20 protein-coding genes are annotated in these 21,937 nt (G+C 58.9%); 15 read left to right on the top strand and 5 right to left on the bottom strand.

Annotated elements, in window-relative coordinates; all coding sequences use genetic code 11:
- The first annotated feature begins 4 nt into the window (after positions 1 to 4).
- The 11 genes from GA0061100_RS20365 (at position 5) to GA0061100_RS20315 (ending at position 10,417) form a co-directional block, all read left to right on the top strand.
- A complete protein-coding gene (locus GA0061100_RS20365) occupies positions 5 to 916 on the top strand; it encodes an agmatinase (protein ID WP_075854553.1) in 912 nt (303 codons plus the stop codon).
- Positions 917 to 1,265: 349 nt separating this feature from the next.
- Positions 1,266 to 1,868, top strand: coding sequence for an amino acid synthesis family protein (locus tag GA0061100_RS20360; RefSeq protein WP_075854552.1), 603 nt, complete (start codon positions 1,266 to 1,268; stop codon positions 1,866 to 1,868).
- Between the two features lie 33 nt (positions 1,869 to 1,901).
- Positions 1,902 to 2,729 (top strand): alpha/beta fold hydrolase, encoded by an 828-nt coding sequence (locus GA0061100_RS20355; protein WP_425298691.1) that lies wholly within the window; start codon positions 1,902 to 1,904, stop codon positions 2,727 to 2,729.
- A complete protein-coding gene (locus tag GA0061100_RS20350) occupies positions 2,726 to 3,661 on the top strand; it encodes a flavin reductase family protein (RefSeq protein WP_075854550.1) in 936 nt (311 codons plus the stop codon). Before GA0061100_RS20355 ends, GA0061100_RS20350 begins: the two co-directional genes overlap by 4 nt.
- Positions 3,658 to 4,698 carry an LLM class flavin-dependent oxidoreductase gene (locus GA0061100_RS20345; protein WP_075854549.1) on the top strand — a complete coding sequence of 347 codons (1,041 nt, stop codon included), beginning with the start codon at positions 3,658 to 3,660 and terminating at the stop codon, positions 4,696 to 4,698. Before GA0061100_RS20350 ends, GA0061100_RS20345 begins: the two co-directional genes overlap by 4 nt.
- A gap of 5 nt (positions 4,699 to 4,703) precedes the next feature.
- Entirely contained in the window at positions 4,704 to 6,167 is a 1,464-nt protein-coding gene (locus GA0061100_RS20340) for an aldehyde dehydrogenase (RefSeq protein WP_075854548.1), read from the top strand.
- A gap of 5 nt (positions 6,168 to 6,172) precedes the next feature.
- Positions 6,173 to 6,487 carry an NIPSNAP family protein gene (locus GA0061100_RS20335; protein WP_075854547.1) on the top strand — a complete coding sequence of 105 codons (315 nt, stop codon included), beginning with the start codon at positions 6,173 to 6,175 and terminating at the stop codon, positions 6,485 to 6,487.
- A 54-nt stretch (positions 6,488 to 6,541) separates the two neighbouring features.
- A complete protein-coding gene (locus GA0061100_RS20330) occupies positions 6,542 to 7,552 on the top strand; it encodes an ABC transporter substrate-binding protein (protein WP_075854546.1) in 1,011 nt (336 codons plus the stop codon).
- 114 nt (positions 7,553 to 7,666) lie between these two features.
- A complete protein-coding gene (locus tag GA0061100_RS20325; protein WP_075854545.1) occupies positions 7,667 to 8,539 on the top strand; it encodes an ABC transporter permease in 873 nt (290 codons plus the stop codon).
- A 1-nt stretch (position 8,540) separates the two neighbouring features.
- Entirely contained in the window at positions 8,541 to 9,341 is an 801-nt protein-coding gene (locus GA0061100_RS20320; protein WP_075854544.1) for an ABC transporter permease, read from the top strand.
- A complete protein-coding gene (locus GA0061100_RS20315) occupies positions 9,338 to 10,417 on the top strand; it encodes an ABC transporter ATP-binding protein (protein ID WP_075854543.1) in 1,080 nt (359 codons plus the stop codon). The genes GA0061100_RS20320 and GA0061100_RS20315 overlap by 4 nt, the downstream gene beginning before the upstream one ends.
- A 321-nt stretch (positions 10,418 to 10,738) precedes the next feature.
- Here GA0061100_RS20315 and GA0061100_RS20310 read toward each other — a convergent pair whose 3' ends face one another.
- The 4 genes from GA0061100_RS20310 to GA0061100_RS20295 form a co-directional block, all read right to left on the bottom strand.
- Entirely contained in the window at positions 10,739 to 11,017 is a 279-nt protein-coding gene (locus tag GA0061100_RS20310; protein ID WP_075854542.1) for a transposase, read from the bottom strand.
- 7 nt (positions 11,018 to 11,024) lie between these two features.
- On the bottom strand, positions 11,025 to 12,470 hold the full coding sequence (locus GA0061100_RS20305) for an HlyD family type I secretion periplasmic adaptor subunit (protein ID WP_075854541.1): 1,446 nt from the start codon (positions 12,468 to 12,470) through the stop codon (positions 11,025 to 11,027).
- An 11-nt stretch (positions 12,471 to 12,481) separates the two neighbouring features.
- Positions 12,482 to 14,197 (bottom strand): type I secretion system permease/ATPase, encoded by a 1,716-nt coding sequence (locus tag GA0061100_RS20300; protein WP_075854540.1) that lies wholly within the window; start codon positions 14,195 to 14,197, stop codon positions 12,482 to 12,484.
- 103 nt (positions 14,198 to 14,300) lie between these two features.
- Positions 14,301 to 14,876: a PE-PGRS family protein gene (locus GA0061100_RS20295; RefSeq protein ID WP_075854539.1), complete on the bottom strand. Its 576-nt coding sequence runs from the start codon at positions 14,874 to 14,876 to the stop codon at positions 14,301 to 14,303.
- A 571-nt stretch (positions 14,877 to 15,447) separates the two neighbouring features.
- Here GA0061100_RS20295 and GA0061100_RS20290 point away from each other — a divergent pair.
- Together GA0061100_RS20290 and GA0061100_RS20285 are read left to right on the top strand one after the other, a co-directional pair.
- Entirely contained in the window at positions 15,448 to 16,536 is a 1,089-nt protein-coding gene (locus GA0061100_RS20290; RefSeq protein ID WP_075854538.1) for a hypothetical protein, read from the top strand.
- Positions 16,537 to 17,098: 562 nt separating this feature from the next.
- The gene (locus GA0061100_RS20285) at positions 17,099 to 17,878 is read left to right on the top strand and encodes a LuxR family transcriptional regulator (protein ID WP_075854537.1); all 780 of its coding nucleotides are present in this window, start codon (positions 17,099 to 17,101) and stop codon (positions 17,876 to 17,878) included.
- Positions 17,879 to 18,489: 611 nt separating this feature from the next.
- Here GA0061100_RS20285 and GA0061100_RS20280 read toward each other — a convergent pair.
- Positions 18,490 to 19,881, bottom strand: coding sequence for an MmgE/PrpD family protein (locus GA0061100_RS20280; protein WP_075854536.1), 1,392 nt, complete (start codon positions 19,879 to 19,881; stop codon positions 18,490 to 18,492).
- A gap of 39 nt (positions 19,882 to 19,920) precedes the next feature.
- On the opposite strand from GA0061100_RS20280, the gene GA0061100_RS20275 reads away from it, so the two are divergent.
- Positions 19,921 to 20,895, top strand: a complete 975-nt coding sequence (locus GA0061100_RS20275; RefSeq protein ID WP_208621562.1) for a LysR family transcriptional regulator — start codon at positions 19,921 to 19,923, stop codon at positions 20,893 to 20,895.
- Between the two features lie 37 nt (positions 20,896 to 20,932).
- The gene (locus tag GA0061100_RS20270) at positions 20,933 to 21,838 is read left to right on the top strand and encodes a LysR family transcriptional regulator (protein ID WP_075854534.1); all 906 of its coding nucleotides are present in this window, start codon (positions 20,933 to 20,935) and stop codon (positions 21,836 to 21,838) included.
- Positions 21,839 to 21,937: the final 99 nt, after the last annotated feature.

The raw sequence follows: 21,937 nt of genomic DNA, 5'->3' as shown, positions 1-21,937 counted from the left end.
CCAAATGACCGCCTCCTCTTCCTTTCTCGGCTTTTCGGACCGCCTTGACGATGGTCGTCTGCCGCGTGTGGTGATCTTTGGTGCCGGCCACGGCAGCACCTATCCTGGCAAGGACAGCAGCGGCTATGCCCTGTCGGCCGGTGCTATCCGTGCCGCCAGCCAGGATGATGCCGGGCTTGTCGAACATTGGGATTTCGATCTCGGCGGCCCGCTCTTCGACGGCAAGGCGATTTCCTGCGTCGACGTGGGGAACGTTGAGACCGTTATGTGTGACAATGCCGGCAATCGGAGCCGGATCGAGGCGAAGATGCGCGAGGTCCTGGCATTGCCGGCCGTGCCGATCCTGCTTGGCGGCGACTGTTCCGTCACGATCCCCTTCATTGCCGGTTTTGCGGATGAGGGTCCGGTCTGGGTCTTGCAGATCGATGCCCATATCGACTGGCGCGACGAGCTGCATGGCGAGCGCTACGGCTATTCAAGCCCGATGCGCCGGGCAAGCGAGATGCCGCATGTGGCTGGAATGGTGCAAGTCGGCCTGCGAAGCGTCGGCAGTGCCCGTCCTTCGGACGTCGAGGCGGCGCAGTGCTATGGCAGCCGCTTTGTCACTGCCCGCGAGATCCACGCTCAAGGGGTCGAAGCCGCTCTTCGGCATATTCCGGAGGGAGCAAAGGTCGTCGTCACGCTGGATTGCGACAGCATCGATCCCGGCATTATGCCGGGTGTGGCGGCGCGGACACCCGGCGGCCTAACCTATACGCAGATCATCGACCTGATTGCCGGTCTCGGTCGGCGGGCTAATATTGCGGGCTTCGATCTGGTGGAGTTCTATCCTCCTGCCGACATCGACGGCCTGTCCGCCATCATCGCGGCGCGCATTGTTGTCAATGCGATCGGCGCCATCGCCCGCCAGGGGTAGAGCCGGCAAATTCCCGCCGTGATGGCTGGTCGACTTGCACGGCACCGGATGATGTCGATGACATGTCTCATCAAATTGTCGTTTGCCTGGCGAGGCGGGTTGACTCTCCCATACCTTCAGTGTGACGGTATACCATAATAACTAATACAAAAGCGGAACATCGACAGCTGAAGATATGCAGCGAGCAAGCATCGCTTTCGCGGGCGCTTGTCGTTTCCTGTCAATAAGGCGTTGTTATAGCTGATTATTTTTGGGGTGCGACATGGTTTTTCAGTCCGGTCGCTCAAAGCTGCTTGACAGTCTGGTATTATGGCATACCATCATATCTAATCTTAGATGAGAGAGAGCCATGAGCCTTCAGATCCGAAAAACTGTCCTGCAGATCGAAACGACGCTTGTTGAAGGAGGAAAGGCGGCAGCCACGCCGCTAAAGCTCTTCTCCGCCTGTGCGATCGTCAAAAACCCTTGGGCTGGTCGCGGCTTCGTCGCGGATCTGAAGCCCGAGATCCATGCTGCTGCGCCTGTCCTCGGCGAATTGCTCACCAAGATGATCATCGACGCGGTCGGATCGGGTGAGGCGGTCGAAGCCTACGGCAAATCGGCAGTCGTTGGCCTGGATGGCGAAATCGAGCATGCCTCCGCGCTGATCCACACGCTTCGGTTCGGCAATCACTATCGCCATGCTGTCGGCGCCAAGTCCTATCTTGCCTTCTGCAACACGCGCGGTCCTGCCAATGCGCCGATCATGATCCCGCTCATGGACAAGAACGATGAAGGTCGCCGCTCGCATTACCTGACAATCCAGACCTCGGTTCCCGATGCGCCTGCCGCCGATGAGATCGTCGTGGCGCTTGGCGCCTCTGTCGGCGGTCGGCCGCATCATCGCATCGGCGATCGTTACCAGGACCTCAAGGATCTGGGACAAGACGTCTCCAATCCGGCCGGCGTGTAAGGATCGGATGTCTGGATGCCGGCGATGGAAACCATGGACCAGAACAAGCCCGATCATCTGAAGACGGAAGGCTTGCTCCGTAAACACACAGTGCGCGGCACGGCCTATCATGAGGTCGGCAAAGGCGAGCCGCTGGTTCTCATCCATGGCGTCGGCATGCGGCTTGAAGCCTGGACGCCACAGATCGAGGCATTTTCCGGAAGCCATCGCGTCATAGCCGTCGATATGCCTGGGCATGGCGAAAGCGTCGCATTGCCTGCCGGAAGTCCGCTGCAAGCCTTCGTCGCCTGGTTCGGTGGTTTCCTCGATGAGATGGAACTCGGCAAGGTCAACGTTGCCGGCCATTCGATGGGTGCGCTTGTCGCCGGAGGGGCGGCTGCCACTTTCGGCGAACGGATTGAGCGGATCGCCTATCTCAACGGCGTCTATCGTCGCGACCCCGAGGCCAAGGCGGCTGTCCTTGCGCGTGCAGCGTCAATACCGCTTGCCGGCGTCGACAAGGAAGGCCCGCTGCTGCGCTGGTTTGGCGATGATGCCCAAAGCGCGGTGGCGCGGGAGCTCACCCGCAACTGGCTGAGCCTTGTCGATCCGCAGGGCTATGCCACGGCCTATGCCGCTTTTGCCGGTGGTGATGAGACCTATGCGGATCGCTGGCCCGGTATCGGGGCGCCTGCTCTGTTCCTGACGGGTTCGGACGATCCGAATTCGACGCCGCTGATGGCCGAACAGATGGCTAGCGCTGCACCCAGAGGCTGGGTGCGGATCGTCGAGGGGCACCGCCACATGGTGAACCTGACGGCACCAGACATCGTCAATGAGCTGCTCGCCGAGTGGCTTTCATGCGGGGAGGACGCAAGATGACGACACAAGATTTCGACCCAAGGGCGTTGCGTGACGCATTCGGCGCATTTCCGACCGGCGTCACGGTTGTGACAGCGCGCGATCAGGCGGGCCTGCCGCTCGGCTTTACCGCAAACTCCTTCACGTCGGTGTCGCTCGATCCGCCGCTTCTTCTTGTCTGTCTGGCAAAGACCTCGCGCAATTTCGAGGCTATGACGAGCACCAAGCATTTTGCCATCAATGTGCTGTCGGAGACGCAGAAGGCCGTCTCCAACACCTTTGCGCGGCCCGTCGAAGACAGGTTTGCCGCCGTCGAGTGGAATTCGGGTGCGGATGGCTGTCCGATCCTTTCCGATGTCGCTGCCTGGTTCGAATGCACCATGGAACAGGTCATCGAAGCCGGCGACCACGTCGTTTTGATGGGGCGCATCGTCTCCTTCGACAATAGCGGTCGCAATGGTCTCGGCTATGCGCGCGGCGGCTACTTCACGCCGATCCTGGCGAGCAAGGCGGTCTCTGCCGCTGCGGAAGGCAATATCGAGCTCGGCGCGGTCGTCGAGCGCGATGGCGAAATCCTGCTTCTTGGCACGGACGTACTTGCTCTTCCGAATTGCGAGGGCAGGGAGGGCAGCCCGGCCGACATTCTTGGCCAGTATCTGACTGCGCTGACCGGCCTGACAGTAACGGTCGGCTTTCTCTACTCGGTCTATGAAGGCAAGAGCGATGGCAAGCATCACATCGTCTATCGCGCCTTTGCCTCGCAGGGCGAGCCGCGCGAGGGCAGGTTCCTCAAGCCTGATGCATTGAAGGCGGCACAGTTCAAGACCAGCTCGACGGCTGACATTGTCGCTCGCTTCGCGCTGGAAAGCCAGATCGGCAATTTCGGGGTCTATTTTGGCGATGAGACTTCCGGCATGGTGCGGCCGGTTTCCGGGAAGGCGGTGCAGGCATGAAATTCTCTCTCTTCGTTCATATGGAACGCCTTGACGCGAGCCAGACCCATAAGAGCCTCTATGAGGAATTCGTCGCGCTGTGCGAGATCGCCGACAAGGGCGGCATGCACGCGATCTGGACGGGCGAGCATCACGGGATGGACTTCACCATCGCACCCAATCCCTTCGTCACGATCGCGGATCTGGCGCGGCGCACCTCACGGGCAAGGCTTGGAACGGGAACGGTGATCGCGCCCTTCTGGCATCCGATCAAGCTTGCCGGCGAAGCCGCCATGGCCGACATCATCTGCGACGGCAGGCTCGATATCGGCATTGCCCGCGGCGCCTACTCTTTCGAATATGAACGGCTGCTGCCGGGTCTCGACGCCTGGGGTGCCGGCCAGCGCATGCGTGAGCTGATCCCGGCCGTCAAAGGTATCTGGCAGGGGGACTACGCCCATGAGGGCGAGTTCTTCAAATTCCCGTCGACCACGTCGGCGCCGAAGCCGCTGCAGCAGCCGAATCCGCCGATCTGGGTGGCGGCGCGCGACCCGAATTCGCATGAATTTGCCGTCGCCAACGGCTGCAATGTTCAGGTAACGCCGCTTTGGCAGGGCGATGACGAGGTCGAGGCGCTGATGGGCCGCTTCAACGATGCCTGCGCGAAGAACGCGCACATCGAGCGGCCGAAGATCATGCTTTTGCGCCATACCTATGTCGGCTCCTCGGAAGACGACATCGCTCGGGCCGCACATGAGCTCAGCGTCTATTACAATTACTTCTTCGCCTGGTTCAAGAACGAGAAGCCGATCCATCAGGGCCTGATCGAGCGCATCCCCGAAGAAGATATTCGCGCCAACGCCATGCTGTCCGATGCGGTCATGCGCAGCAATAATGTTGTCGGCGATGCGTCGACCGTGATTGCCCGGCTGAAGACCTATGAGGCGATGGGCTACGACGAATATTCCTTCTGGATCGACACCGGCATGTCGTTCGAGCGCAAGAAAGCTTCGCTCGAACGGTTCATCGCCGAGGTCATGCCGGCATTTGCGGAGTGAACGTCATGCAGCGCTTCGAGTCTTATATCGACGGTGAGTTTCTGGACGGGGAAGGCCGCTTCCAGAGTATCGATCCCGCGACCGGCGACGTCTGGGCGGAGATGCCGGAAGCGCGCGAGGCTGATGTCGACCGCGCCGTCAATGCCGCCGAAAAAGCCCTCTACGAAGGCCCGTGGTCGAAGATGACGGCGACGCAGCGCGGCAAGCTTCTCTACAAGCTCGCCGACCTGGTTGCGGCCAATGCGCAGAAGCTTGCGGAACTGGAGACGCGCGACACCGGCAAGATCATTCGCGAGACCTCGGCGCAGATCGCCTATGTCGCCGACTATTATCGCTACTATGCCGGCATCGCCGACAAGATCGAGGGCTCCTATCTGCCGATCGACAAGCCTGACATGGACGTCTGGCTGCGTCGCGAGCCGGTTGGCGTTGTCGCCATGGTCGTGCCCTGGAACAGCCAGCTCTTCCTCTCTGCCGTCAAGATCGGCCCTGCGCTTGCGGCAGGCTGCACGATGGTCGTCAAGGCATCGGAAGATGGGCCGGCGCCGCTTCTGGAATTTGCGCGTCTGGTTCATGAAGCGGGTTTCCCGGCCGGCGTTGTCAACATCATTACTGGGTTCGGCCCGTCTTGCGGCGCCACGCTGGGGTGCCATCCGAAAGTCGCGCATATCGCCTTTACCGGCGGGCCGGAGACGGCACGCCATGTCGTGCGCAATTCGGCAGAGAACCTTGCCTCAACATCGCTGGAACTGGGCGGCAAGTCACCCTTTATCGTCTTTGCCGATGCCGATCTCGAAAGTGCCGCCAATGCGCAGGTTGCCGGCATTTTCGCAGCGACCGGCCAAAGCTGCGTTGCCGGCTCGCGGCTGATCGTCGAAGCCAGCGTCAAGGACACCTTCCTGTCGATTCTCAAGCGCAAGGCTGAGGCGATCCGCATTGGATCGCCGCTCGACATGGCAACCGAAGTCGGACCGCTCGCCACGAAACGCCAACAGGATCATGTCGCGGCTCTCGTCGAGAAGTCCATTAAAAGCGGCGCGCGGCTCATAACTGGCGGGCAAACGCCCGACGGAGCCGGCTATTATTTTCCGCCGACGATCCTGGATTGCGATGGCGTCAATTCGCCGTCGCTCGCCGAGGAATTTTTCGGCCCTGTCCTGTCCGTCGTCTCCTTCGAGACGGAAGCCGAAGCTCTGAGATTGGCAAACGATACCCGCTACGGACTGGCATCCGGTGTCTTCACCCAGAACCTCACGCGCGCCCATCGCCTGATGAAGGGCATTCGCGCCGGCGTCGTCTGGGTCAACACCTATCGCGCGGTATCGCCGATCGCGCCCTTCGGCGGTTTCGGACTTTCCGGCCACGGCAGGGAAGGCGGTCTTGCGGCGGCTCTCGACTATACCCGCACCAAGACCATCTGGCTGCGGACGTCGGATGATCCGATCCCCGATCCCTTCGTCATGAGGTGAGACCGATGTTTTACGAGATCCGCACCTACCGGCTGAAGAACGGCACCATCCCGCAATATCTGAAGGTCGTGGAGGAGGAAGGAATTGCCATCCAGAAGGCGCATCTCGGCAACCTCGTCGGCTACTTCCATTCGGAGATCGGGGTGATCAACGAGATCGTGCATATCTGGGCCTATACAAGCCTCGACGACCGCGAAGCGCGGCGCGGGCGGCTGGCGGCGGACCCCAAATGGCAGGCTTTCCTGCCGAAGATCCGCGACCTGATCGAAGTCGCGGAAAACAAGATTATGAAGCCTGCCGCTTTCTCCCCCTTGGGGTGAACGGGTGGCCGCATAAGGCATGCCTCAAAGACTGAAAAACAAGGACAAGGGAACATGAAAGCAAGAATTGCACTCGCGGCCTTTGCCGCAATAATGGCCGCATCCATGCCCGCCAAGGCCGACACCATGGTCTTCACGAGCTGGGGAGGAACGACGCAGGATGCGCAGAAGGTCGCCTGGGCCAACCAGTTCACTGAAAAGACCGGTATCGGCGTGATGCAGGACGGTCCGACGGACTACGGCAAGCTGAAAGCCATGGTCGAGGCCGGTCAGGTCAGCTGGGATGTGGTCGACGTCGAGGGCGATTATGCCGCGCAGGCCGGCAAGGCAGGTCTGCTCGAAAAGCTCGACTTTTCCGTCATTGACAAGTCCAAGCTCGATCCGCGCTTCGTCAGCGACTATTCGGTCGGAAGCTTCTATTATTCCTTCGTCATCGGATGCAACGCCGATGCCGTCAGCGCCTGCCCGAAGACCTGGGCGGACCTCTTCGACACCAAGAAGTTTCCCGGCAAGCGCACCTTCTATAAGTGGTCCGCCCCTGGCGTGATCGAAGCCGCACTGCTCGCCGACGGTGTTCCCGCCGACAAGCTCTATCCGCTCGATCTCGACCGCGCCTTCAAGAAGCTCGACACGATCAAGTCTGATATCGTCTGGTGGTCGAGCGGTGCGCAGTCGCAGCAGCTTCTGGCATCGGCCGAGGCACCCTTCGGCAGCTTGTGGAACGGCCGCATGACGGCGCTTGCCAATAGCGGCGTCAAGACGGAGACGTCCTGGAGCCAGAACATTACGGCGGCGGATTCCCTCGTCATCCCCAAGGGTGCCCCGAACATGGAAACGGCGATGAAGTTCATCGCGCTCGCGACCTCGGCGCAGTCGCAGGCCGATATGGCGAAGGCGACCGGATATGCACCGATCAATGTTGACTCCGCGAAGCTGATGGATCCGGAGACGGCCAAGACTTTGCCCGACCAGCAGACGGCAAGCCAGGTCAATGCCGATATGAGCTATTGGGCCGCGAACCGTGATGAGATCGGCAAGAGATGGTACGCCTGGCAGGCGAAGTAAGCTCCTAAGGCAACTGGGCCGCCGCGGATCGAGGTCCGCGGCGGGGCAATGCGAGATCCGGGCGTCGCTGCAGCCAAGGCTGCTCGTCGGCGCCCCTGGTGGGAAGGAATTGCCATGTCGACATATATGGACGTTGCGGACGAGGCCGCACCGGCGCGCAAGGCGGCAAGGCCTACGGGTTTTGCCCAGGTGGCGCCGGCTTTCGCCTTCGTGGCGATCTTTTTCATATTTCCGGTCATCGCGCTGCTCCTGCGCAGCGTGATGGAACCGACATTCGGCCTCGGCAATTACGCCGAGCTGTTGGGCTCCGCGACCTATATCAAGATCTTCGCCAACACCTTCATCGTGTCGGGGCTCGTCACCATCATATCCCTCCTGATCGGCTTTCCCGTCGCCTGGACGCTGGCGATCATGCCGTCGCGATGGGCCTCGGTGATCTTTGCGATCCTGCTGCTGTCGATGTGGACCAACCTGCTGGCGCGAACCTATGCCTGGATGGTGCTTTTGCAGCGCACCGGATTGATCAACAAGATCCTCGTCGGCATGGGCCTGATCGACAAGCCGCTCGCGCTGGTCAACAACCTCACCGGCGTCACGATCGGCATGACCTATATCATGCTGCCCTTTATCATCCTGCCGCTATACGGCGTCATCAGGAAGATCGACCCGGCCGTGCTGCAGGCGGCAGCGCTGTGCGGCGCCAGCCGTCTGCAATGCCTGACCCGCATTCTGATACCCCTTGCGGCACCTGGCATGATGGCAGGTGCACTGATGGTGTTCGTCATGTCGCTCGGTTACTACGTCACGCCATCGCTGCTTGGTGGCACGGCGAACATGATGCTCGCCGAACTCATCGCGCAGTTCGTGCAGTCGCTCGTCAATTGGGGCATGGGCGGGGCCGCCGCCTTCGTCCTGCTCGTCGTCACGCTGACGCTCTATGCCGTGCAACTGCGGTTCTTCGGCGTTCAGAGCACGGGAGGGCGCTGAGATGCTGCTGAATTTCGACCGCCTCGGCTGGTGGAAATATGTGCTGCTCGTCATCACGGTCCTGACGGCGGCTTTTCTGCTGATGCCGATCCTCTTCATCGCGGCCTTGTCGTTCGGTTCGTCGCAATGGCTGATCTTTCCGCCGCCGGGCTGGACATGGCGCTGGTATGCGGAGCTGCTTTCCGATCCGCAATGGCTGGCCTCCGCCTGGACCAGCTTCAAGATCGCATTAATTGTGACCGTGCTTTCGGTGCTGCTCGGCCTGGTGACCTCCTTCGGCCTCGTGCGCGGAAAGTTCATGTTTCGCGATGCGCTGAAGGCGCTGTTCCTGACGCCGATGATCCTGCCGGTCGTCGTCTTCGCCGTGGCGCTCTATGCCTTCTTCCTGCGAATTGGCCTTGGAGGCACCTTGATCGGCTTCGTGGTATCCCACCTTGTGCTGGCGCTGCCCTTTTCCATTCTGTCGATCTCGGGCGCGCTCGAGGGCTTCGACAAGTCGATCGAGGATGCGGCCGTGCTTTGCGGCGCCTCTCCGCTCGAGGCGAAGATCAGGGTGACGCTGCCTGCCATCAGCCACGGATTGTTCTCGGCCGCCGTCTTCTCCTTCCTGACATCCTGGGACGAGGTGGTCGTGGCGATCTTCATGGCGAGCCCGACATTGCAGACCTTGCCGGTCAAGGTCTGGGCAACGCTCAGGCAGGATTTGACCCCTGTCGTCGCCGCTGCCTCCACGCTTCTCATTCTGTTGACGGTCACGTTGATGACGCTGGCCGCGATCGTACGCAAGGTTCTGAAATCATGAGCGAATCTTTCCTGAAGATCAAAGGTATCCGCAAGGAGTATGGCCCCGTCGTCGCAGTCCACGACGTCAATCTCGAGGTCAAGCGTGGCGAGTTCCTGACCTTCCTCGGTCCCTCCGGATCGGGCAAGAGCACGACGCTCTATATCCTCGCCGGCTTCGAAAATCCGACCAAGGGCGATATTCTGCTGAACGGCGAGACGTTGCTGTCGACACCATCGCACAAGCGCAATATCGGCATGGTATTCCAGCGCTATACGCTGTTTCCGCATCTGACTGTCGGCGAGAACATCGCCTTTCCGCTGAAGGTCCGCCGCAAGTCCAAGGCCGAGGTCGACAGCCGTGTCAGGGAAATGCTGCGCCTCGTTCGCCTGGAGGGCTTCGAGGATCGCAAGCCCGCGCAGATGTCGGGCGGCCAGCAGCAGCGCGTCGCCCTTGCAAGGGCGCTCGCCTATGATCCGCCGGTGCTCTTGATGGACGAGCCGTTGTCGGCTCTCGACAAGAAGCTGCGCGAGGAGATCCAGCACGAGATCAAAAGAATCCACCAGCAGACGGAAGTGACGATCCTCTACGTGACCCACGATCAGGAGGAAGCATTGCGGTTGTCCGACCGCATCGCCGTTTTCTCCAAGGGCGTCATCGACCAGATCGGCACAGGCCCGGAACTCTACGCCAATCCCCGCACCCGTTTCGTGGCAGAATTCATCGGTGACAGCGATTTCATCTCCTGTCATCTGCTGTCCTCGGACAATGGTCAGGCGACGATCTCGCTCGGCGACAAGACCGTTTTCGACAGCATTCCAGTGCATGGCAGGCCGGCGTCGGGCAGCAAAGCGGCATTGATGCTACGGCCGGAGCGCATCCGGCTCGGGCGCCAAGCGGGTGCGAGCAAGGGCCTCAGTGCAACGGTCAACGATATCACTTTCCTTGGCAACAACGTGCATGTGACGACGCGGATCGCTGCTGGCGAAACCCTGTCCGTGCGCCTACCCTTCGGCCACGAAGCAATCTCCGGCCTTAGCCGCGGCGACAATGTGCATCTGGAGTTCGATCCCGACGCCGCACATGTGTTCTGCTAGCACTAGTTGGAAACGAGCACCTGCACGAAGGCCATTCTGGCCACGCTTGCGATTGTCTCGCCCCTATAGCCCCAAAGTTGCGGTAGCAGCCACGGTTTCCTGTCGAGACTTGATCCCTGTTGGCAAGCGCTTCGCTGACTTTGCTGGAGAGACAGACCATAGGCAACAAGCGTTGTCGGCTTCTTGAGGCACGGGCGAGACAGCGCTTGCTACTTTTGAACCGTTTTCCTTTACCTTTCATTTCGGAGGCACGTGTCCAAAAACATGCTGCCGTGCCCTAGTATATAAGGCCCGAAGGTGACCGCATCCTATGATTAGAGGTTAGTTTCGCCCATTCGATGTCTTGGCCAGCATCTCGCTTAGCGTTGCTGCCGAGAGCATGGCTTCGGCCAAAAGCTTCTTGAGCTTCTGGTTCTCTTCCTCCAATGCTCTCATTCTTTTGGTATCGAGACCAGAGCTTCTAAACTGTAGGGATTGCCAGCGATAGAAGGTCGGTTCGCTGATGCCATGCTTGTGGCAAACATCCGCTACCGTCACCCCAGCCTGGTGCTCCTTCAGAATGCCGGTAATCTGGTCGTCGTCGAATTTTCTCTTGCCCATCACCGCTTCAGTCCTCACGAAATGCTCTGTGGAAACTGTCTAGGAGCGGTCTGATGGCATAGAACGCCACGCTGCTTTTGCCCGTTTCGATCAGTGCCTGTGCGGGCATGCCCGCGACCAGTTCGACATCGCTCATTTTCGCCAACCGCTCGTCCGTCACACGGATCGTCGCGGCAAAGTAGGGCTGGCCGCTCTGCGCATCGGTGAGACGGTCCGCCGACACATACTCGACCTGGCCCTTCAGCAGTGGAACGCGCCGCTGATTGTATGGAAGAAGGTGAACCTGCGCCTCAAGCCCTGCGCGGACGAGATTGATGTCTTCCGGTCTCACATGGGCCGACACGATGAGGCGATCGCTGCGTGGCACAAGATCGACGAGCGGCTCGCCCGCGCCGATCACTCCGCCAGCCGTGTGGATGCGCAGGTTCATGATCGTTCCATCTTCGGGGGCGCGGATATCGGTCCTTGAAAGCTGGTCGTCGATCGCCCACAAACGCTCGCGCAGTTGCATGATCTGGTTTTCCGTGTCGCGCATGCCTTGCGCGACTTCGCTCAACCGATCGCTTTCAAGCTTTGCAAGATCGGCCTGTGCCTCGCTGATTACCTGGTAGGCGCGGGAAATCTGCGCCTCCACCTGACCCTGCTGGCCAGCAAGGTCTGCTTTTTCCCGCTGGAGGTTGAGAACGGTATTCTTTCGCTCCAATCCCTTGGCGTTGAGGGCCGTAACCTGATCCAGTTCCTGCTGCGAGATTGCCGCTCTGTCGGTCAGTGCTGCCTTCTGTGCGCCAAGTCCGATGATTTCCTGGCGCACCTGCGCGATTTTCTCGTTGGTGATACCAGCTTCCGCTTGCATGACTTGGCGACGCGCTTCGAAGATTTTCCGTTGTCCGGTTATAATTGCACCGACCGAAGGATCTTTGTCCATTGCTGCCCTGAGGTCCTGCGGAAAGGCGATATGGTCAGCGCCCGTCTGCTCCGCAAGCAGGCGGGCGCGGCTTCCTTCGGCGTCCCAAAGTTGCCCTTGAATACTGTCACGCTCCGAGCGGGACTTCGTGTCGTCGAGTTCTATCACGACTTGTCCGGCCGTGACCGCATCGCCATTTTTGACGAGTATCCGTCGCACGATGCCGCCTTCCAGGTGCTGAATGGTCTTGCGGCTGGACTCCGGTTCGATCACGCCCGATGCAACTGCTGCGCTTTTCAGCGGCGCCAGGACCGACCAGATTCCCAGTCCGACTATGAAGACGCCGATCAACAGGTTCCCGGTCCAGATGACGCCCCTTAGCCTCGGCATGGGCGAAGGGGGGGCGGGTCCGCGCTGTTTCGACCCGAGCACCGGCGAGTAGGCTGCCAGCTGCTTGGGCGTCGCTATCGATCGTTCAGTGAAGCGCTGGCTCGTTCTTGACGAATTTGAAAATCTCGCCAGCGTTGCGTCCAGTTGAACAAGGGTCATGGCGTCCCTCCCTACGTTCCTGTTCGAGATGGCGGTTGAAGATAGGTTTCATAAATCCGCTCACTGTCGCCGAAGGCAGCCACAGTCCCGTTGCGCATAATGGCAATCTTGTTGGTAACTGGCAGGATACCCATCCGATGAGTTATGATAACAACAGTCATCCCCCTCGATTTCATGCGCTCAATCGCCTTGTACAGCATGCGTTCGCCGTCATAGTCGAGGCTCGAGTTCGGATCGTCGAGAACGATGAGGGACGGATTCCCATAGGCCGCCCGTGCCAGTCCCAGCTGCTGGCGCTGAGCGCGAAGGAGCAGGCTTCCACCTTCGCCGATATCGGTCTCGTAGCCCTTTGGCAGCCGCATGATCGCCTCGTGCAATCCAACCAGCTTCGCGGCATCGATTGCTTTGGCGGGATCTCCTCCATCCAGCCGGCCGATCACATCCTTGATCGCTCCGCCGAAGAGCTCGATGTCCTGCGGCAGATATCCGACGTGGTGGGTCCCTCCGCAAAGGCGCAGAGCCGAAATATCTACCCCACCAAGAAGAGCGCAGCCGCTTGTTGCTTGCACAACGCCTGCTATGACGCGACCCAGCGTCGATTTTCCCGATCCCGACGGGCCGATGAGAGCGATGCAATCGCCAGGCGCCAGGTGCAATGTGATACCAGTCAATATCTGCCTGTTGGCGAATGGCTGAATATAGCCGACGTTATCGAGAATAAGGCCATTGGGTTCCGGTTGCGGCACCGTTCGGGCATCGCGTTCCGATGCAACGGCGATCAGCATTCGGTTCAGGCGATTGAAGGCATTGCGAGCAAACGTGAAGGAGCGCCATGCACCTATCGCGCCTTCGATCGGCGCGAGCCCGCGCCCGAGCAGCAGGCTCGCAACGAAGATGATGCCGGGGCTGCTGTTGCTCGCGAGCACTAGCCATGTGGCGGATCCCATCATCAGGATCTGCGCAAGTGTCCGGATCGATTTGGAGAAACCAAGAATGATCTCCGTCCGATGCATCGCGACGTCCTGTGCCCTTCTTGCCATTTCCGCATCGCGATAGACCAGCAGCGCCGCACCATACTGCATGCCCATTGCCCGGATCACCTCGATGTTTTTGAGGGCGTTCGCGAATCGCATATAGCTCCTCGAAAGGGCAAGATTGGCGCGGGCAAGCGGCTCTTGTGTCGCCAGTTCCGTGAGGAACGCAAACAGCAGAAGCGCCAGTGCGCTCAGAAGACCGATCGCCCCAAGCAACGGATGAACAAGAAAGAGCAGCAGCAGGAAGACCGGCGCCCAGGGGACGTCAAAAAAGAGGGAGCTTGCTGGTGAATCGAGGAATTGGCGTAAGGTGGCAAGGTCCCTGTAGCACTCCGTGGCGGCTCCTGCATCGGCGCGCGCGGCATATTCGAATGATGCGGTGAGCACCATGGGCCGCAGCCTGTGATCAAGCCAGCTGCCGATGCGCGAAAGAGCTGCCCTGCGTATGATATCCAGCGTTGCGCCGACTACCACGGCGATGGCGATGATCATTGTCAGCATCAGAAGCGTATCAGCGCTTCGGCTCGACAGGACCCTGTCATAGATCTGCAGGAGATAGACGGAAGGCGCTAGAAGAAAGAGATTGTAGCCGCAGCTATAGAGGAAAACCAACCCGAGGGCTCCGGCGCACGCCCGGAGCGCAACAACGAGCTGTGTCTGTGGGCGCGATGGCGTTACAGAAGGCGTTGCCATTATCCGATCTCGCTCCACTTGATACTGATAAGACAAGGCTGCCGGTGGGTTCCGCAACCTATGAGGGTCGCCAGCCGAAGCCGGCGACCCGCAGGGCCTGGGTTCATGAGCCAAGATGGCTGAGATCGATATGGCCGAAGTCGTTCGTGAAGTGATCGAGAGCATTGTTCACGGTGGTTGTTGAGGGGTCCGTGTGAACCAACGCTGCCGAGATGTCGCCACCACGAGCCAGGTTGCCGTTACCACCGTTGCCGCCGACGCCTGCGAGGATGGTGGCATGCTGATCAGCCAGAAGCTGAGTATATTGCGTCGCCGTGGTATCAGCGCTTACCGCTGCCGTGTCGCCGCCGCTCACGCTTCCCTGGCTACCGTTGGAGTGAGAATCTCCCCCGGCGCCGCCGGAACCACTGTTCGTGACTGTCGCCAGGAAGCCATTCTGGGCTTGAGCAAAGCCGCCAGGTCCGCCGCTGCCGGCAGTCCAATCCGCCATCTGTCCAACATGGTCGCCGTTGTGCAGATCGGTAGATGCTCCTTCGACCGATTGCACGTTGGCGACATACGCAACCGGATTGTAGTCAATATTGCCATGGCTATTGCCATCGCCGCCGTTGCCGGCGCTCGCGTCGCCGGCAACCGGGTCACTGAAGTGAATCGTGTCCGATATTTGTGGAATAGGCATTGATATCCCTCCTTCAACTTCGTTTCGTCCGTGTGGGTTCTACGGCATGGGTATCCAGCATCTCACCGCCAGCAAATACAACCGCGGGTGAATATTACCTGCGGTTAAATCTGCGAGCTATCTAGATATTCGGTGACACTCCTTCGGGCGTATGCTTGGAGATGACGGAGCGTAATTTGATCTCGGCGCATAGCGATAGGCACCAGATGATATGGTCGTGATCAGGTCCGCAACCTGATCGACGCACATGGTCTTTCGAAGCAAAGGCGGTTCAAGCGAACAGGCTGGATTCTGGGGTTCTGAGGAGGGTTGGCTCGGAGCCGAAAACCGTTGCGAGAAAAGCAGGGCAATATGTCGGGTCTCCGCTCCAAGGCGGCTTTGACGCCCTCAAATTCGGATGGCGGGGCGCTACATCCATGGTAGCCAAATGGCTGTGATACTAGCCGACAGGATGTAGACGAATTGCAGGCTCTGCTTTTCTCACGTTCAGATGCACAATGTCCGAAAAATTCTGGCTGCATAAGTTGCACGCTCCGTGGGACGTGCGGTTGATCGTGCAATGGAGATGGTTATGACGGAAATTCGTCCCCTATCGGAAGACTTGCCCAAAGCAGGTGCCGATCAGAACCTCACCTCCAATTTGGCTGCGGGGCATCTGGCTCTGGTGCCGACCTGGCTTCCATTGGATGTCTCTTCGGGTCCGAACTACAATTCAGCTGGCAGCGGCGGCGATGGGATAAGCGACGGCGTGATCGACAGCAACGCACTGGCCGTCTTCGTGCCCTCCAATACGGCCATTGCGGGACCTCATTCGAGCGCGGACGCCTTCCAGGGTAACGATGCGCTGATCAATCAGCATCCCACCGAAATGGCGGGGATCGGCGGGAATGGCGGAAGCGGCAATGTTGCCATCGGCGGCGGCGGTGACGTCAATCATGCCGGCACCGGTGGCAACGGCCTCTTTTTTGGCGGGCTCGTAAGCTCCGATGTTGCGGTGTTTGCCCCTGTGAATACGGCTGTGGCGGTTGGCCCTGGCGCTGAGGCTCACGCCGATCAAACGAACAACGCCATGTTCCTGCAAGGGGCAACCCAGATGGGTGGCATCGGCGGCTCCGGCGGGGACCATAATGTCGCGATCCACGACTCGACGGCGAGCCCGGGAACCGCAGTTACATTTACGGGTGACAATTATGCGGGGCATGGCGGCAACGGAGTTTTCGTCGGCAGCATGGTCGATGTGAACGTAGCCATCTTCTCCCCGATCAACATCGCCGTAGGTGCCGCGGGCGGTTCGGCGGAAGCCCATCAGACAAACAATGCGATTTTCGATCAGGGGACCATGCAGATTGCCGGCATCGGCGGCAACGGCGGTGGCTTCAACATGTCATCGGGGACGATTTTTACCGGCAACCATGAAGCTGGCGGCGGTGGAGTTGGATCGTCGACCGGCAGCATGGTGGACGTCAACCTCGCCTATTTCCATCCTATCAATATTGCAGTTCCTGCCGGTGGGACGGCGGACGCCCAGCAGATTGATCATGTTCTCTACGATCAGCATGCACTTCAATTGGCCGGTGTCGGCGGTCACGGCGGCGGCGGCAACCTTACGGACGCCCATTCGGCCCTCGTAGACGACATTCTGGGCTTCATACACACCTGAAAGATAGTCTCCTTGCTGGCATTGCGGAGGCTCAACTCCATGAGGCCGTCTTCCGCTCCATTTCTCAAACCATATGCTGGATCGTTTCATCCGTCTGGCTTTTTCCTTCCATAGAAACATGTTGCGGAACGCCCGATCACCGCGGTACCGAACATTCCACCATGAACCTATCCATATTGTCGTAGATTTCGACCGCTGCGTTTGGCCGGTATCTGTCGGTACCTGCTCAGTGCCGCGGCTGCTTTAAGTTGAGAACTGCACTTAAAACCGAACTGATCGACAGCTAATTATATCCATTGGATTTTCTTGAGTGTATTTGTATCATATCCTATGTCTTTTCAGTGTCTTTGAAATCTTTGTTGATATGATTTATGTGCATAAATTTTGTGAGATATATCTGAGCAATATCTTCTCATCATTAATATTTTCAATGTCTCACTCATGCCATGGTTGTCTATCACTGAGCTCTCGCAGTCTATAAGAATTATCGCGAGAGATAAGACTATTGATATCGAGAGTACCCCTTTTTTGTGTCATGACATGAAATAGGAACGGAAATAATATGGATCGCTGTTGGGCTGCAACTATTCCGGGGAGCAGGCAGGTGTCCAACAGTGCAAAAACCAGGCGTCATATGCGGCGCAATTTACCAACTATTGTCGTTATTCAGCATTCCACATTGGCGCGTACGACTGTGGTGAAGCTTCTTGAGCTTGAATTCGCCGGGTGGAATTTTATCGACATGATATCGACTGAGAGTCTCGATAGAGCTCTTGGGGCCGAGGTTCGTTTGATTGCGTTAGATCTGGCTGGCAGAGGCGTTGGGAGTACGAGCCTGCATAACGATCTTGCGGCAATTGCCGAGCGTTTTCCCGAAGCTCCTATCACGTTGCTTCTAGGTACGGATGATGTCGACATAGTTTGTCAGGCGCTCAAGATGGGGATCCGCGGCTTCTTTTCGACGTCACTTCCCATTGATATCGCTCTTGCCGGTCTTCGTCTCGTTCTGGCGGGAGGAACATTCTGCCCGCAGTTGCTGGGGACTGTTGCAACTGGCTCAAATGAGCATATTCCGGCCAGAAACGAGGCCGAGAAAAGCTTGGATGAGAGAACGCAGTATTTGGCTATTGCCGATTTCACTCCCCGGGAGGCGGAGGTGCTTGCAGAGTTGCAATGTGGCTGCTCAAACAAGGTTATTGCAGGAAAACTCAATTTGTCGGGGCATACGGTGAAGATGCATTTGCAACACATAATGCGTAAGTTGCAGGCGCAGAACCGGACTGAGGTGGTCGCTCGCCTGGTTCGAAGAGCCGAGGGCGGGCATGACACCTCTCCGAATTAGGTGGTATCGCAAGTGCCAACATGGTCGATGTCGGAACTACGCGATGGCTATTACCTATCCTGAGGCATCAATGGCATGAACCTGAAATATCGGTTCGGATAAATCGAGACCAATCGTTGCTATCTCATCCATAAATCTGGCTTCTTGTTGAACTTTCAAGGGAATGCGCGGCAAACTTTGCTACCTGAGGAGGGGCGTTCCACACCATCATACTCCCCTCCTGCCCATGATAAACGGAGCGCAAAGAGCGGGGGCGGTCGATCCCGTTTCGCCTTCCGGCCACTCTGTTGAAGCTCCTGCGGCTGCCCTTGTTCCGCTCTTTGCACATTGATAATTGCCGAAATCCCCGCCTGTGGCCGGTGTCAGGCCGATTTCTCCGATGCTCCTCATCGTTTCCGGATCCCGCCATACTCGTTTCACGCCGGGCTGGCGCGATTAAAAGAGTTAAGTCTGCGCGGTTTCGCTGCTGAAGAATTTCAAACAGATAGCTCTCGTAAGAATCGGGTTATCGGCTCGGCTCTCTTCAAGAGCAGAATGGAGTTTAAGGAAACTCCCGGCGCTCATTGCGGAAAAGTTTCTCCCTCAACTACCCTCGATCCAGGCTTGGTATCCTAATGGCGCCGTTCGTTTTTGGAATGCCAGCCGTTTGAGATCACGTTCCAGAATGTGTCGTGGCAAGACGATGTTTCAAACTCCGCCAGCGCGCGAAGGCGTTGGAAAGAAGCTTCGGAAGCGTGCTGATTTGCCCAGCGTAAGCAGTCGATGAACTTAACTTCACGTTCGTGGTCACTCATCGGGGCTTCGATCGAGCCCTTCGCGTGCAGCCGGGATCTGCTGTAGATGCGGCCGTCGCGCGTCATGACGGTGACGATATGCGGCAGGCGCTCCACGCCTTTTTCCTCTTCGGCCGAATAGGCCTGCATTTCGATGCGCGGCATGAATTCCCGGATTCCCAACCGATCGATCCCCTGTGGCGTAAAGTCCGAAAGGCTGAGGGAGCCTTTTAAGAATGCTGCGGCCAGACAGTATTGCATCGAGAAGCGCGCCTGCATCTCGTCGGCGGGGTTGGGATAGGCGAGGTTGCGGGCCGCTGATATGCCGACCTTGGTCTCGATCCTGACGATATCATCCGCCGCAAGCTCATGCTCCTGTTTCAGATCCAGAAGCGCGTCGACCGCGCGATGAGTTGAGGCGCAGCAGGGATGGCGCTTGGTTACCAATCCACGGCTCTCGATGATATGCATCTCCCCGAATGTGAGGCCTTCCCAGCCATTAGCCTCGTCTCCTCCGAAAAGATCGAGGAAGCCTTGCGGTCGTTCGAGGATATCAAGCCGTCCGCTCATGCCGGCAAGTGCCATGCGGGCCGCATCCACCGCGTTGCGCGCGGCGAGGCCCGCGTGCAGCGGCTTGGCGGTGGTGCCGAATTGTCCTTTCGGGCCACAGGCGAAGCTGGTCGCGAGGCTCATGGCCGCGGCGATCGCTTCTTCGTCCGCGCCGAGAAGCCGTGCCACGCCAGCCGCGGCTCCGATACTGCCGACCGTCGCGGTCGCGTGCCAACCCCTGTTGTAGTGAGAGGGATTGACGCCAAAGCCGACTGCGGCTTGCGCTTCCAGCCCGGTCAGATAGGCTTCGAGGAATTGTCTTCCGCTCGTAACTTTGTCAGTCGACAACACCGCCAGCAGCGCAGGCACCAGCACGGCCGATGCGTGCGCCCGCGCCGGATGAAAATTATCATCGAAATCGAGAGCGTGTGCCGATGTTGCATTGATCAGGGCGGCAAGGGAACACGAGGTTGAACCGCCTCCGACTAACCGGGCGGTGCCACCCTGGGCAATTTCCCGATCGAAGGCACGGATGAGTGCCGCAACGCTTGCGTCGTTCCTGCCGGCTATCATACAGCCGATGGTGTCCACCGTGGCATCCCTTGCTCTGTCCATGGCAAGGTTTGAGAACGTTGCTCGGGACAGAACCTGTTTCGCAATCTTCTGGAGAATGGTGGCCATTGACGAACGTCTTTCCGTGAGTTTGTTTCTCCGCGGAAAATGTTCAACTTTCTGCAAGCTCGCAATCTTATGCGGTTTGCGGGTAGGGCTATCGATATCGGAGATAGAATGGCACGCGACAGCAGTGCGGCGATCAGCCTGAAACATATCGAGGCCTATGACGCCATCGCCGCAACCGGCTCGACGATTGCCGCCGCCGCCGAGCTTGGAATATCGCAATCGAATGCCAGTCGTCTGTTGCAGCAATTGGAGGACTATCTCGGTGTCAGGCTGTTCGACCGGGAAAAGAATAGGCTACAGCCGACCCGCGAAGGACTGCAACTCGGTCCGGAAATCCGCGTCATCTCCGACCGGCTACGCGCTTTGAAAACCGCGGCGATGGAGCTTGAGAGCGGCCGCTCGCGCGAGATCATGTTGCGGCTCGCTTTTCCGGCCAGTCTCTCATCGACGCGCATTCCGAAGTTGGTGAAGAGTTTTCTCGAAGAAAATGGACCAATGCGCGTCGAAGTCGCTTCCGGCAGCTATCTGGCGATAGAGCGCATGGTCGCCGATGGCGAGGCCGATCTCGGTTTCTCGCGCTTGCCACTCTCGAGCCCAGGGTTGAGGCAGGAGAAGGTCTTGCCGTCGAGGATCGTCTGTGCCCTGCATCGCGATCATCCCAAGGCCCAGAGCGTCCTTTTGTCGGTTGACGATTTGAAGGGGCAGGATCTGATCATGTTGAACAGGGAACGGCCGGTACGGCATGAATTGGAGGCTCTGTTCTACAAGGCCGGCATCCGGCAGCGGCCTTTGCTGGAGGCGCATTCGGTGGCGAGCGCCTGTGCGCTTGCGGCCGAGGGCCTGGGGATTGCCCTGGTCGGAGAGATCATCGCCCGAGAATATGCGACCTTGCCATTGCGCTTCATCCCGTTCGAACCGGAACTGCCCGTTGTCTATACCGTAATCAGCGGGGAAAAGTCCCCCTTGTCCAAGGTCGCCAGTCTTTTTCTTCAAAGCATTTCGCGCTGGTCATGATGCCGCCGCTTGGATCGTTCGGGGAGATCGCAAACATATGAACATCAGGCAACTGGAAGTCCTGCGCACGCTTCTGGCGACAGGTTCGACGATCGCGGCGGCAAAGACGATGGGTCTAAGCCAATCAGGCGTCAGTCGCCTGCTTCAACAACTCGAGGAGGACCTTTCGATGTCGCTTTTCGTGCGTGACAAGGGTCGCCTCCTTCCCACTCCGGAAGCTCAGATTCTTGCCCTCGACGCGGAAAACATACTATTGGCGGTCGATCGCATGTCGAGCCGCGCGGAGGATCTGAGAAGCGGCGCGGCCGGACCGGAGATCGTTCGTATCGGCCTGCCGAGCAGCATGTGGGAACATTTCGCGCCGGCAATGCTTGCCGATTACATTCGTGATTTTCCGGGCGTGCGCATCGAAACCTTCTTCGAGACGACGACGTCGATCAACAAGCTCGTCGAGCAACGGGTAATCGATTTCGGCTTCCTGCGCATGGAGGGCGAAAGCGGGCCTGGCGTCGAGATCGAGCGCGTCGCGACGGGGGAAAGCGTGTGTGTCGTGCCGAAAGATCACCCTCTTGTGGAGCTGGAGGAGATCACGGTTAAGAATCTGCGCGATGTCCCTCTTATTCTGATCGGGCGGCAAAGGCCGAACCGCATGGCGCTCGACCAGAGCTTCCGACGCGCCGGCGTCAAGCAGCTCGTGAAGATAGAAACGCATACCAACAGTTCGGCTTGCTCTTATGTCGCCCACGGTCTCGGCGTGACGATCATCAGCAGCTTCTATGCCAATCTCTATCGTCACCTGCCGGTGGTCTATCGTCCCTTCGTGCCACGCACGACCCAGGAGTTCGGGTTGGCAAGGGCAGTCGGCATGCCGCTTTCGATCGCTGCCCATGCCTTGAGCGACGCCTTCAAGCGGCAGGTGGAGATCTCTCAGAAAGATCAATGAGATCATACTGTTAGTACAATTTTTCTTTGGAAAGCAGACGTGCCGGCTGCTCCATGGTTCTGCATAGTGTTATGACGAAATCGCATAATATTGCGGATT

Source organism: Martinezella hainanensis, from assembly GCF_900094555.1.
GTDB classification, from domain to species: Bacteria; Pseudomonadota; Alphaproteobacteria; order Rhizobiales; family Rhizobiaceae; genus Rhizobium; species Rhizobium hainanense.
Note: the sequence above shows the minus strand (reverse complement) of the source record. Positions and strands in the feature narration are given on the sequence as shown.

Bases quoted from the DNA above. Each gene is read 5' to 3' on its own strand.
- GA0061100_RS20365 (WP_075854553.1), top strand. From the start codon at position 5: ATGACCGCCTCCTCTTCCTTTCTCGGCTTTTCGGACCGCCTTGACGAT.
- GA0061100_RS20360 (WP_075854552.1), top strand. From the start codon at position 1,266: ATGAGCCTTCAGATCCGAAAAACTGTCCTGCAGATCGAAACGACGCTT.
- GA0061100_RS20355 (WP_425298691.1), top strand. From the start codon at position 1,902: ATGGACCAGAACAAGCCCGATCATCTGAAGACGGAAGGCTTGCTCCGT.
- GA0061100_RS20350 (WP_075854550.1), top strand. From the start codon at position 2,726: ATGACGACACAAGATTTCGACCCAAGGGCGTTGCGTGACGCATTCGGC.
- GA0061100_RS20345 (WP_075854549.1), top strand. From the start codon at position 3,658: ATGAAATTCTCTCTCTTCGTTCATATGGAACGCCTTGACGCGAGCCAG.
- GA0061100_RS20340 (WP_075854548.1), top strand. From the start codon at position 4,704: ATGCAGCGCTTCGAGTCTTATATCGACGGTGAGTTTCTGGACGGGGAA.
- GA0061100_RS20335 (WP_075854547.1), top strand. From the start codon at position 6,173: ATGTTTTACGAGATCCGCACCTACCGGCTGAAGAACGGCACCATCCCG.
- GA0061100_RS20330 (WP_075854546.1), top strand. From the start codon at position 6,542: ATGAAAGCAAGAATTGCACTCGCGGCCTTTGCCGCAATAATGGCCGCA.
- GA0061100_RS20325 (WP_075854545.1), top strand. From the start codon at position 7,667: ATGTCGACATATATGGACGTTGCGGACGAGGCCGCACCGGCGCGCAAG.
- GA0061100_RS20320 (WP_075854544.1), top strand. From the start codon at position 8,541: ATGCTGCTGAATTTCGACCGCCTCGGCTGGTGGAAATATGTGCTGCTC.
- GA0061100_RS20315 (WP_075854543.1), top strand. From the start codon at position 9,338: ATGAGCGAATCTTTCCTGAAGATCAAAGGTATCCGCAAGGAGTATGGC.
- GA0061100_RS20310 (WP_075854542.1), bottom strand. From the start codon at position 11,017: ATGGGCAAGAGAAAATTCGACGACGACCAGATTACCGGCATTCTGAAG.
- GA0061100_RS20305 (WP_075854541.1), bottom strand. From the start codon at position 12,470: ATGACCCTTGTTCAACTGGACGCAACGCTGGCGAGATTTTCAAATTCG.
- GA0061100_RS20300 (WP_075854540.1), bottom strand. From the start codon at position 14,197: ATGGCAACGCCTTCTGTAACGCCATCGCGCCCACAGACACAGCTCGTT.
- GA0061100_RS20295 (WP_075854539.1), bottom strand. From the start codon at position 14,876: ATGCCTATTCCACAAATATCGGACACGATTCACTTCAGTGACCCGGTT.
- GA0061100_RS20290 (WP_075854538.1), top strand. From the start codon at position 15,448: ATGACGGAAATTCGTCCCCTATCGGAAGACTTGCCCAAAGCAGGTGCC.
- GA0061100_RS20285 (WP_075854537.1), top strand. From the start codon at position 17,099: ATGGATCGCTGTTGGGCTGCAACTATTCCGGGGAGCAGGCAGGTGTCC.
- GA0061100_RS20280 (WP_075854536.1), bottom strand. From the start codon at position 19,881: ATGGCCACCATTCTCCAGAAGATTGCGAAACAGGTTCTGTCCCGAGCA.
- GA0061100_RS20275 (WP_208621562.1), top strand. From the start codon at position 19,921: ATGTTCAACTTTCTGCAAGCTCGCAATCTTATGCGGTTTGCGGGTAGG.
- GA0061100_RS20270 (WP_075854534.1), top strand. From the start codon at position 20,933: ATGAACATCAGGCAACTGGAAGTCCTGCGCACGCTTCTGGCGACAGGT.